This is a genomic window from Flavobacterium sp. 22659 (assembly GCF_052044235.1).
GTDB classification, from domain to species: Bacteria; Bacteroidota; Bacteroidia; order Flavobacteriales; family Flavobacteriaceae; genus Flavobacterium; species Flavobacterium johnsoniae.
Genome location: NZ_JBQEMU010000003.1, coordinates 179,434 through 191,852 on the forward strand (window position 1 = coordinate 179,434; position 12,419 = coordinate 191,852).

A 12,419-nucleotide genomic window follows, 5' to 3' on the forward strand; every position below is an offset into this window, starting at 1 on the left:
TCTTTTTATAAAATTGAAATCTATGTTTCTATGTGTTTAAAATTTTAAGTATTGCAATCGAGGAGTTTTAATTAACGTTTTTGTTAACAACTTTCGCTTCTTTATTTCTCTAAAAAAAGCGTAAATTTGAATTCCTCCGATTTTTCATTTCGCATTTTGTTATGTTTCATGTTGTCAATGTTTTGCAATGTGTAGAATTTGGGATTTGGAGCTTTAAAATTTGACTTTTACAACTCTATGTATTTAATATTCGATACCGAAACAACCGGATTACCAAAACGCTGGGATGCCCCGATAACCGATTCTGATAACTGGCCTCGCTGTATACAGATTGCGTGGCAGCTACATGACGAAATGGGACAGCTTATTGAGCATCAGGACTATTTGGTAAAACCAGAAGGATTTAATATTCCGTATGACGCCGAGCGTATTCACGGAATTTCAACTGAATTGGCTGAAGCCGATGGAATCACTTTGGCCGAAGTTTTAGAAAAATTCAATATTGCTTTAAGCAAAACTAAATTTATCGTTGGACAAAATTTAGGTTTCGACGTTAATATTATGGGAGCTGAATTCCATAGAATGGGAGTGGAGTCTCAAATGGCTTCAATGCCTGTTTTGGATACTTGTACCGAAGTTACGGCTTCGTTATTACAGCTTCCTGGAGGTCGTGGAGGAAAATTCAAATTGCCGACTCTGACCGAATTACACAGCTATCTTTTCGATCAGCCTTTCGCGGAAGCGCACAATGCAACTGCCGACGTTGAGGCAACTACGCGTTGTTTCTTGGAATTGGTTAGAAGAGAGGTTTTTACAAAAGAAGAATTAGACGTTTCTAAGGAATATTTCAAAGAATTTCAAGAAAGAAATGCTGAGCCATTTAAGTTAATTGGTTTAAAACACATTAATTTAAAAGCTGCTTCAGATAAAATCAGGGAACAGCTTAAAGCTTTAGCTGGAGAAGGGCAGCAGACCGTTGTTTCAGAAGAAGATAAAGCTGATTTCAAAGCAGCAAAATTTGCGCATTTACACAATCATACGCAGTTTTCGGTACTTCAATCTACTATCGGAATTGGAAACATTGTCGCAGCAACAGCTAAAAACGGAATGCCTGCGGTTGCAATGACCGATACCGGAAACATGATGGGAGCTTTCCATTTTGTGAGTGCCGTAATGAATCATAACAAAGCAGCATCTGGTAAAAATAAAGCTTTGGTTGAAGCAGGAGAAGAACCAACAGAAACCGAAATAAAACCAATTGTAGGCTGTGAATTTAATATCTGCGAAAATCATTTAGATAAAAGTAAAAAAGACAACGGTTATCAGGTTGTGTTACTGGCCAAAAACAAAGCGGGTTACCACAACTTAGCCAAAATGGCTTCGATTGCTTATACTGAAGGATTTTATTATGTTCCGAGGATTGACCGCACGATTGTGGAACAATACAAAGGCGATATCATGGTTTTGTCTGGAAATTTATACGGAGAGATTCCGAGTAAAATCCTGAATATTGGTGAAAACCAAGCCGAAGAAGCATTGATTTGGTGGAAAGAACAATTTGGCGAAGACTTCTATCTGGAAGTTATGCGTCATAATCAGGAAGATGAAAATCGTGTCAACAAAACCCTGATTGAATTTTCGCAAAAACACAATGTCAAATTAATTGCGACAAACAATACGTATTACTTAAATAAAGAAGATGCAAATGCGCATGATATTTTACTTTGTGTAAAAGACGGTGAAAAGCAGGCAACGCCTATTGGACGTGGACGCGGTTACCGCTACGGACTTCCAAATCAGGAGTATTATTATAAGTCAGAAGAAGAGATGAAAAAACTCTTCGCCGATTTGCCCGAAGCCATTATCAATATTCAGGAAGTTATAGATAAGGTTGAAGGATATTCACTTTATCGTGATGTATTGCTTCCTAAATTTGAAATCCCTGACGAATTTATGGTTCCCGAAGATGAAGAAGACGGAGGTGTAAGAGGGGAAAATAAATACTTGCGACACCTTACGATGGAAGGTGCCAAAAGACGTTACGGCGAGATTACCGAATCGATTCAGGAGCGTTTGGATTTTGAGTTAATGACGATTTCGAACTCTGGATATCCGGGTTATTTCTTGATTGTACAGGATTTCATCGCCGAAGCAAGAAAAATGGATGTCTCGGTAGGACCAGGCCGTGGTTCTGCAGCGGGTTCTGCCGTTGCATACTGTCTCGGGATTACGAATATTGACCCTATTAAGTACGATTTGCTTTTTGAGCGTTTCCTAAATCCTGACCGTGTATCGATGCCCGATATTGATATCGACTTTGATGACGAGGGTCGTGGACGTGTAATGGACTATGTAATCAACAAATACGGTCAAAAACAGGTAGCACAGATTATCACGTATGGTAAAATGGCGACCAAATCGGCGATTCGTGATACGGCACGTGTACTGGATTTACCATTATTCGAAGCCGATAGAATTGCAAAACTGATTCCGGGAATGATGCCATCAAAATGGAATTTGGCGCGTTTTATTTCAGAGAGTGAAGATGAGGTTAAAAAAGCACTTCGTTCTGACGAATTTGATAACGTAAAAGAATTAATCGCGATTGCCAATGAAGATGATTTGGCAGGAGAAACCATTCAGCAGGCAAAAATCCTTGAAGGATCGATGCGTAACACGGGAATTCACGCCTGCGGGGTAATCATTACGCCGTCGGATATTACGAATTACGTTCCCGTAACAACAGCAAAAGACTCCGATTTATATGTAACACAGTTTGATAACTCGGTTGCAGAAAGTGCTGGATTGCTTAAAATGGACTTCTTGGGTCTGAAGACCCTTACGCTGATAAAAGATACCGTAAAACTGGTAAAATACAGAACAGGAATTGATCTCGATCCAGATAATTTCCCGATTGATGATGAAGAAACGTATGCGCTTTTCCAAAGAGGAGAAACGGTTGGAATCTTCCAATACGAGTCACCCGGGATGCAGAAATACATGAAAGATCTGAAGCCGACGGTTTTTGGAGATTTAATTGCCATGAACGCATTGTATCGTCCGGGACCTTTAGAGTATATTCCATCTTTCGTTCGAAGAAAAAACGGTGACGAAGAAATCAAATACGATTTAGATGCCTGTGCCGAATATTTATCTGAAACCTATGGAATTACAGTTTACCAAGAGCAGGTAATGCTTTTGTCTCAGTCTTTGGCAGGATTTACAAAGGGTGAGGCCGACGTCTTACGTAAAGCGATGGGTAAGAAACAAAAAGACGTACTGGATAAAATGAAGCCGAAGTTTGTTGAACAAGCGGCACAAAAAGGACATGATGCCAAAATTTTGGAAAAAATCTGGAAAGACTGGGAAGCCTTTGCAAGTTACGCCTTCAACAAATCGCACTCGACTTGTTATGCCTGGATTGCGTACCAAACCGCTTATTTGAAAGCACATTATCCTGCCGAATATATGGCAGCGGTACTTTCGAATAACATGAACGATATCAAACAAGTTTCGTTCTTTATGGAAGAATGTAAACGTATGGGATTACAAGTTCTTGGGCCAGACGTAAACGAATCGTACTATAAATTTACGGTAAACGATGATTATGCAGTTCGTTTCGGAATGGGAGCGATTAAAGGTGTAGGTTCTGGAGCTGTAGAAACAATTGTAGAAAATAGAAAAGACGGAAGATATAAATCGATTTTTGATTTGGCGAAACGAATTGATTTGCGTGCTGCCAATAAAAAAGCGATTGAAAACTTAGCATTGGCTGGAGGTTTCGATTCATTTGAAGGAACAACCAGAGCGCAGTATTTCCACGACGATGGTGACGGAATTACATTCTATGAAAAAGCAATGCGTTATGGATCGAAGTTTCAGGAAAATGAAAACTCATCCCAAGTAAGTTTATTTGGAGAAGCCAGCGAAGTACAAATCGCAGAACCAGTTGTGCCTCCATGTGAAGACTGGAGTACGATGGAAAAACTGGCAAAAGAAAAAGAGGTTGTTGGAATTTATATTTCTGGACATCCGCTGGATGATTTTAGATTTGAGATGAAATACTTCTGTAATGCTCGTTTAGAAGCATTAAAAAGCATGAATGAATATGTAGGTAAAAATCTAAATTTTGCCGGAATTATCAACAACGTACAGCATCGTGTGGCTAAGAATGGAAAAGGCTGGGCCGCTTTCAACTTAGAAGGATATGATGAAAGTTATGAGTTTAAGATTTTTGGTGAAGAATACCTGAAATTCCGCCATTTCTTAATTCAGAACAATTTTGCCTTTTTGAAAATATTAATCAAAGACGGCTGGGTAAATCATGATACCGGTAAAAAAACAGATCCGAGAATGCAGTTTGTTGAGATTCGACAATTGCAGGACATTTTAGAAGCTTTTGCTAAAAAGCTGATTGTTTTATTGAATATTAAAGATCTTCATCCGGAGTTTATTCATAAACTGAGTCATTTGTTTAATGAAAACAAAGGAGATAATTCTGTGACTTTTGAAATCATGGAATTAGAAAAAATAAAAAAACTGGTTGAGGTAGAGACTCCAACTGATTTTGAAGATGCTGATGATGCGGTTTTTGATGATGAAAATGAAGATGCCGCAATTGAAGATACCAAAATACAAGAAGTAAATGAGGTAGAAGAAATAAAAGTGGTTACAAAGCTTACGATGCCAAGCAGAAGATTGAAAGTAAGAATTTCCACCGAGCTGCTGCAGGAATTGGAAAAAATGCAGATAAATTTTAAGTTGAACTAAATTTTAACAGTTAAAATTTAGAAGAATGCATTTTTTTAGTGTTAAAATTATGCATGCATAATAGTTTTTTAGTAATATTGCTTGAAATTACAACGATTTCGTACCAAGTCTAACTAATCCAAATTACAGAATATGTTAAGATATTCTAAATTTGTATAAATCAATTAAATCAGAATTATGAAAAAGAACCTATTTTTATTAGGACTATTAGTTTGCTCAATGACAGCTGTGGCGCAGACAGAAAAAGCAGAAAAACCAGAAAGCTGGTATTTCAAATTAGGAGGATCATATTTCAACCAAACTGCTTCAACTGAGTTTCCAGAAGTGGGAGGTCAAGCGCCAAACAGAGACGTATATTCAGGTACTTTAACGAACAATAAATTAGTTTCAAGAGAAAGCATAACAGGTTCTTTTGGACAAGGATTTAGAAGTGGTATCACTGCTGGTTACCGTTTTTCTACTCGTTTAGGAGTTGAAATGTCTGCAAACTATTATATCAGTAATAGCAAGACTATGGCTCAGACAACAGATAGACTTTATGGATACGATCCAGCTACTACTGCTGCTACATACATTAGTTTTACAGCTGATGGACAAATCAAAGCATTTGATTTAGCGCCTTCTATTGTAATGTTTTTAGGTGATGCTCATGGTTTTGAACCATATACTAAAGTTGGAGTTATTGTGCCAATTCACGGTACATTAGATATTAAAACAGATAGAGAGCTTTTGACTTATGTAGGTGCTAATCAGGTAGCTAAAAATAGTATCTATTCTAAAGATGTTGTGAAACCAAATCCAACAATTGGATTTATGGCAGCATTAGGAACATCTTATAAATTAGGAAAAAACATTTCTGCTTTCGCAGAGTTGGAATACCGTAACTTTACTGTTCATGGTAAGACTAAAGAAACTACAGAATATACAGTGAATGGACAAGATGCATTAGCAACTAGAACTACATCACAGAGATATACAAACTATCATAAGAAATTAGATGTAAATTCTAATAATCCATTATTTAATCCAAACACAGCTACATCAGATACATCAGATACAACTAGACCAAATGATAAAATGGATGAGTTAAGCTCTTATGTAGGTATTTCAGGTTTAGGATTAACACTTGGAATTAAATACAGCCTTTAAATTTTATAGAAGTTTTTTAGTTTTTAGAAAAGAGGATATTCGTTAAGAATATCCTCTTTTTTTATGTGAGATTTCTTCTTTTTGGCGAAATACTGTTGCTACGATTTGGATTCTCTAAATTCCTTTAAAACTTCATCAATAACCCAGCTTGTTCTGGCTCCGGAAATCCCTTTTGATGGAGAAGCACCTTCTTTACCTAAAAGCTCAGTAATAACAGTTTCTATAAAAGGCTGTTGAATATGAAGCGGATTTTCGATAGCCAGACTTTCTTTTTCTCCATTTGCATATTGAATATGAATTGGATCATTTCCAAAAGTAGAGAAAGAAATTTTTCCTTTATCGCCTACAATTTCAGTATTGTCATAACGTTCAAAACTGGCAAAATTCCAAATTCCAGATCCGTGGATTCCATTTTCAAATAAAAATGACATTGAAACCGCATCTTCAGCCGGATATGCTTTTAACTGCGAAGTGGCATGCCCGCGAACTGATTTTATTGGACCTAAAACAAAATCAAGGAAATCTAAAGTATGACAGGCTAAATCAACAAAAATTCCGCCGCCTGAAATATGAAGCAGAACCGTCCAAGGAAGATTGATTTCATCGTCATAACGCTCTTCAAAAGGATGATATAAAACACAGTTTACATGTCGAATATTTCCTAATTTTCCCTGATCGATTATTTCTTTTATCTTTAAAAAACGGGTCAGAGCTCTTCTGTAATATGCAACAAATAAAGGAACATTATGTTCTTTGCAAACGCTGATCATTTCATTGCATTCTTCAAAAGTCAATGCCATAGGTTTTTCTACATAAACCGGTTTTCCGGCTTTGGCACATAAAATAGTATATTCTTTATGAGAAGAAGGAGGAGTAGCAATATAAACCGCATCAACTTCGGGATCGTTTATTAAATCGGCTGCGTTCGAATACCATTTCGGAACATTGTGGCGTTTAGCATAATCTTCGGCAAGTTTCGCATCTCTTCGCATCACAGCAACTAAAGCCGAGTTTGGTGCTTTCTGAAAAGCCGGTCCGCTTTTTACTTCGGTTACATTACCACAGCCTATAATTCCCCATTTTATAATTTTCATGGTTTAAGTTTTAAGTTTCTCAAATTTAAAAAAGGTTTGCCACGAATTACACGAATTTCCACGAATTTATTTTTTGAAGTTTTGCCACAGATTAAAGGATTTTCACAGATTAAAAAGTAAAAGCACAGTGGATAAATCATTTTAATCCTTTTAATCTGTGGCAAAAAAATTAGGATGCAGCTTTTAAAAATTTGAATTCGTGGAAATTCGTGTAATTCGTGGCAAAACAAAAAGCCACAAATTCACAAAAATAATTCGTGAATTCGTGGCTGAAAAAAACTTAGTTTAAAGTCTTACTTTTTAGGCAAAGCTTTAAAACCCATATTGTAAAGCGTGAAAGCCTGAATGTCTACATTTTCCTGAATTGTAGCTGCAACAGATTTTCCTGCACCATGACCTGCTTTTACATCAATTCTAATTAAAACCGGATTTTCTCCTGCTTGTTTGTCTTGTAATTCAGCAGCAAATTTAAAACTGTGAGCCGGAACAACACGATCATCATGATCTCCGGTTGTTACCATCGTTGCCGGATATTTTGTTCCCTTTTTAACGTTTTGAACAGGAGAATAACCTTTTAAGTATTCAAACATTTCCTTACTGTCCTGAGCAGTTCCGTAATCGTATGCCCAGCCCGCGCCAGCTGTAAAAGTATGGTAACGAAGCATATCCATAACACCAACTGCAGGCAGTGCTACCTTCATTAAGTCTGGACGCTGTGTCATAGTTGCACCAACCAATAAACCTCCGTTAGATCCTCCGCGAATAGCCAAATAATCAGATGAAGTATATTTTTGAGCAATTAAATATTCTGCAGCAGCGATAAAATCATCAAATACATTTTGTTTTTGAAGTTTTGTTCCTGCATCATGCCATTTCTTTCCATATTCACCGCCTCCTCTTAAATTGGCAACAGCATAAACTCCGCCGTTTTCCATCCAAACTGCATTAGCAATACTAAAACTTGGTGTTAAACTAATATTGAATCCACCGTAGCCATAAAGAATAGTTGGATTTTTACCGTCTAATTTTGTTCCTTTTTTATACGTAATAATCATAGGAACTTTTGTACCATCTTTTGAAGTATAGAAAACTTGTTTAGACTCGTAATCTTCACTTTTAAAATCAACTTTTGGTTTTTGATAAATTTCTGATTTTCCAGATTTTGGTTCAAAAGAAAAAATAGATCCCGGAGTTGTATAATTTGTAAAGCTGTAGTACAAAATCTTTTCTTCTTTTTTAGCACCAAATCCGCCGGCAGTTCCAACCGCAGGAAGTTTGATTTCGCGGACTAATTTACCGTTGTAATCATATTGTAAAACCAATGAAACGGCATCTTTTGTATAATTAGCAAAGAAATATCCGCCCCCTGTTGATGGAGATAAAACATTCTCTGTTTCTTTAATAAAATCTTTCCAGTTTTCCTGTTTTGGATTGCTGAAATCTACAGTAACCACTCTGCCGTTAGGAGCATTATAATCAGTGTGAATGAATAATTTTGTTCCTTCGTTTTCGATAATCGAATTGTCAGTATTAAAATTATCTACAATCGTAATAATTGGACTGTTTGGTGTTTTTAAATCTTTAATATACAGTTCGTTTCCGTAAGTAGAGTTAGCAGCTGTAATTACTAAATAATGATTGTCTTCGGTAACATAACCGCCAACATATCTTCTTTTTTGATCAGCTCCAAAAATTACTTTATCTTCTTTTTGAGAAGTTCCTAACTTATGGAAATACAATTTATGCTGATCTGTTTTGGCAGATAATTCACTTCCTTTTGGCTTATCATAACTAGAATAGTAGAAACCTTCATTTCCAAGCCACGAAATACCGCTGAATTTAACATCAACTAAAGTATCTTCTATAACTTTTTTAGACAATGCATCAATAATAATCACTTTTCTCCAGTCGCTTCCGCCTTCAGAAATTGCATAAGCAGCCTTGCTTCCGTCTTTAGAAAAATCTAAACCGCCAAGAGAAGTAGTTCCGTCTTTAGAAAAAGTATTCGGGTCAAGAAAAACCTCTTCTTTACCGCTTTGATCTTTTCTGTAAACAACAGATTGATTTTGAAGACCGTTATTTTTATAGTAATACGTAAATTTTCCTTCTTTGAACGGAGCGCCTATTTTTTCATAGTTCCAAAGTTTTTCCATTCGTTTTTTAAGTTCCTCACGAAACGGAATTTTATCTAAATAACCATACGTTACTTCATTTTCAGCTTTTACCCAAGCACCTGTTTCAGCAGATTTATCATCTTCAAGCCAACGGTACGGATCGCTTACTTTAGTGTCAAAATATACATCGACAGTTTCACCTTTTTTGGTTTCGGGATATTTAATTTGTGCAAACGAAATTCCTGCGGTTGTAAGTGCCATTAATAAAAATGTTTTTTTCATAGTTAGTTTTTATCTGTTGTAACAAAAATAGCGCTTTTTGTGAGATTGTTGTGTTACTAACCGCAAAGAACGCAAAGAGTTTACGCAAAGCACGCAAAATTAATCTCGCAAAGACGCGGAGGCGCAAAGTTTTAAAATTTCTTTGCGGCTTGGCGTCTTTGCGAGAATCTTTTAATCGTCATTTTATAAAATAAAACTTAGCGAACCTTGCGTAATACTTTGCGCTCTTTGCGGTTAAATTTAAAATTATAAATTAAAATTAACTCCCAAAACGATGTTTCTTCCAATGTTTGGAATACCGTCAGTTTTTAATCTTGAAAGGTGTGCAATATATTTTTTGTCGAATAAATTGTTTCCGTTTAAGTTAATGTCAAACGCAGTTTTTCCTAGTTTTACCGTTCCTCCAAAACCTAAATTTACCAAAGTATACCCTTTAGAAGCTGTTTCAAAACCGCTTACATTATCCTGGCTGAAAGTCGAAGAAACATTCAAAGAAGCAAAACCTTCGCTTAACCAGTCTTTGATGTTAAATTCAGTTCTAAGTGTATTGTTCCAGTTGTTAGCCGGAATTAACGGCAGATAATCATCATTGTCTTTTTTACCTGTAACCGTTTCAAAACTGGTCTCAAAATGTAACCAGTCTAAAGGATGCGGGTGAAAATGTAAACCAACTTCACCGCCATATAATTTTGCATTATCCTGAACATAAGCAAAAACATCATTATCATCACGAACTTCTCCAGTTGGCGAAGTATAGATATAATTGTTTACGTGATTGTAAAATCCGTTTACAAAGAATTCGAAATGTGTGTTTTTATATTCTAAGTTCAAATCAGTCTGAACGTTTTGTTCAGTTTTCAAATTAGCATTCCCAATTTCATAACGATTTGTTCCTTCGTGAACACCGTTTGAAGTTAATTCGGCTAAGTTTGGTGCTCTAAAACCAGTAGCAACATTTAAACGAAGCGTTAACGGTTCAGCTAATTTTGTTTTATATCCTAAAGAAGCATTAAAGCTGTCAAAAGATCTGTCAAGAGGAAGGAAATATCCTTCTTCGCCTTCAGTTCCATGTGCAATTGAAGTAATATTTCGGTTGTCAAAACGCAATCCAGCCTGAATAACGCTGTTGTCCCATTCGTAATTTGCAGTTCCAAAAACTCCAAAATCGTTTGTTGTAGCATCTGGAATTAAATATTCTTCACCCGAATTTTTATTCGTTTGATGCATTCCCTGAACGCCTAAAATAGTTTCAATTTTTCCGAATTTTGGAAAATGATATTTTGCATTATAGTTGAAAGTATTCAATTTCATGTGAAGAGAAGCTTCGTTGCTGTCTTCAAATTCGCTTCTGTCATTAGAGATGTATCCTAAATCAACATCAAGTTTTGAGTTTTCAAAAAAGATAACATTGTTTAAACTCAATAAATGATTAAAAATTCCCTGTCTTGGAAACTGCGTGTCTTTGCTTGAAGACTGCTCAGCAATTCCATCTTCAGGAATTCCAATATCCAATTTATTGTAATTGTATCTTAAAACACTTGAAAAGCTCGAATTGCTGTAGCCAATTCCGGTTTTAAAATCAGTTTCGTTGTAACGTGAATTAGTTACACGATCACCATCGGCAATTTTGTAATCTGAATGCGTGTTGTAACTTCCGCGAGCCAGGAATTTCCAGTTGTCTGTAGAAGTTTTTAAACCAATAGAAGAATTACTTCCCTGTGTATTTGTAAAATATTTTTGGCTGAAATTAGCTTTAAAAGTACCTGCATCAGCAAATTTTTCAGGATTGAAGTATAAAACTCCACCCAAAGCATCAGAACCGTATAATAAAGATGCAGGACCTTTAATTACTTCAACACTTTCAATTCCGGCATCGTTTAAACCTAAACCATGTTCGTCTCCAAACTGCTGATTTTCGATACGAACGCCTTGAGAATAAACCAATACACGATTACCGCTTAATCCACGAATTACGGGTTTCCCAATAGAAGTTCCGGTAGAAATCTGTGCTACTCCGGGAATAGTTGCCAAACCTTCAATTAAAGTTGAAGTTCCTTTTTGCTGTAATGTTTTGATGCTTTCATGCTCAATTTTCATTACGTTTTGTGACTGCAGTTTATTGAAAGGAGTTGAAACCACAACTTCATCCATTTCCAGAATCGATTCTTCAAGAGTAATATCTAAAGTATTTTGCTTCAATAATTTTGCAATAGTTTTATTTTGATTGGCATATCCAACATAAGTAAAAGCAATTCGAAGACTTCCGTTTGGAAGATTGTTCAATTCGTATTTCCCGTTTGCATCTGTAGTGGTTCCTTTATGTAATTCAGGTGCATAAACTGAAACGCCCGGTAATGGATTATTTTGATTATCGGTTACAGTTCCTGAAACTGAATTTTGGGCAGAAAGCAAGCCCGAAAACCCTAAAACAAGGGCTATTATGAATTTTTTCATTTGAAAAATGTGCTATAGTTAAATTGATTTTTTTCTTTTAAATGAAATTAAAACCAACAGCAAAGCATTCTGATCCTGATTGATAAAAATAGGATTAGGAAACTCAATGTCGTTTTGAATTTAATTTAAAAAGAAATGTGATTTTTTAATGGCGGTTTAAACTATAGCTGCCGGCGGCCCCCGAAGTAAATAAGAAGGTCTTGAAATTGAAAAAATCTTTTCTGACAGTGGTAAAAAATAAGGAATCTGACTGTCGAAAGAATGAAATTGGAAAGAGAAACTTTCTGGAACAATAAAGGTTTCAAAAGCAAAATTACAAACAAAACATAGATCGTAATTGTGGTGCTGATGCGTTATTTCGCCATTTGGATCGTTATAATCGTGATGACATTGTTTTTCAGAAAGCTGTTTTACAATATGCTCATAACTGTGTATTGACTGAAACAATATCGAGAACAATACTGTTACAGCAAATGAGAAACTTAATATGAGCTGTTTTTTCTTCATCAGCCACAAAGGTATAAAAGATCATACAATTACAAATCTATTTTTTAAA

6 protein-coding genes are annotated in these 12,419 nt (G+C 35.9%); 2 read left to right on the forward strand and 4 right to left on the reverse strand.

Annotation, left to right across the window (positions count from 1 at the left end):
- Nucleotides 1-237 precede the first annotated feature (237 nt).
- Both dnaE and ACTJIW_RS04570 read left to right on the forward strand, forming a co-directional pair.
- Nucleotides 238-4,770 carry a DNA polymerase III subunit alpha gene (gene dnaE, locus ACTJIW_RS04565; RefSeq protein ID WP_440714653.1) on the forward strand — a complete coding sequence of 1,511 codons (4,533 nt, stop codon included), beginning with the start codon at nt 238-240 and terminating at the stop codon, nt 4,768-4,770.
- Between the two features lie 177 nt (nt 4,771-4,947).
- Entirely contained in the window at nt 4,948-5,919 is a 972-nt protein-coding gene (locus ACTJIW_RS04570) for an outer membrane beta-barrel protein (protein WP_440714652.1), read from the forward strand.
- A gap of 98 nt (nt 5,920-6,017) precedes the next feature.
- On the opposite strand, the gene ACTJIW_RS04575 is transcribed toward ACTJIW_RS04570, so the two are convergent.
- From ACTJIW_RS04575 to ACTJIW_RS04590, 4 genes are all read right to left on the reverse strand, one after another.
- On the reverse strand, nt 6,018-7,013 hold the full coding sequence (locus ACTJIW_RS04575) for a Gfo/Idh/MocA family protein (RefSeq protein WP_440714651.1): 996 nt from the start codon (nt 7,011-7,013) through the stop codon (nt 6,018-6,020).
- A 293-nt stretch (nt 7,014-7,306) separates the two neighbouring features.
- Nucleotides 7,307-9,409: a prolyl oligopeptidase family serine peptidase gene (locus ACTJIW_RS04580; protein ID WP_440714650.1), complete on the reverse strand. Its 2,103-nt coding sequence runs from the start codon at nt 9,407-9,409 to the stop codon at nt 7,307-7,309.
- A 246-nt stretch (nt 9,410-9,655) separates the two neighbouring features.
- The gene (locus ACTJIW_RS04585; RefSeq protein WP_440714649.1) at nt 9,656-11,863 is read right to left on the reverse strand and encodes a TonB-dependent receptor; all 2,208 of its coding nucleotides are present in this window, start codon (nt 11,861-11,863) and stop codon (nt 9,656-9,658) included.
- 156 nt (nt 11,864-12,019) lie between these two features.
- A complete protein-coding gene (locus ACTJIW_RS04590) occupies nt 12,020-12,370 on the reverse strand; it encodes a hypothetical protein (RefSeq protein WP_044047550.1) in 351 nt (116 codons plus the stop codon).
- Nucleotides 12,371-12,419 lie beyond the last annotated feature (49 nt).

Bases quoted from the DNA above. Each gene is read 5' to 3' on its own strand.
- dnaE (WP_440714653.1), top strand. From the start codon at position 238: ATGTATTTAATATTCGATACCGAAACAACCGGATTACCAAAACGCTGG.
- ACTJIW_RS04570 (WP_440714652.1), top strand. From the start codon at position 4,948: ATGAAAAAGAACCTATTTTTATTAGGACTATTAGTTTGCTCAATGACA.
- ACTJIW_RS04575 (WP_440714651.1), bottom strand. From the start codon at position 7,013: ATGAAAATTATAAAATGGGGAATTATAGGCTGTGGTAATGTAACCGAA.
- ACTJIW_RS04580 (WP_440714650.1), bottom strand. From the start codon at position 9,409: ATGAAAAAAACATTTTTATTAATGGCACTTACAACCGCAGGAATTTCG.
- ACTJIW_RS04585 (WP_440714649.1), bottom strand. From the start codon at position 11,863: ATGAAAAAATTCATAATAGCCCTTGTTTTAGGGTTTTCGGGCTTGCTT.
- ACTJIW_RS04590 (WP_044047550.1), bottom strand. From the start codon at position 12,370: ATGAAGAAAAAACAGCTCATATTAAGTTTCTCATTTGCTGTAACAGTA.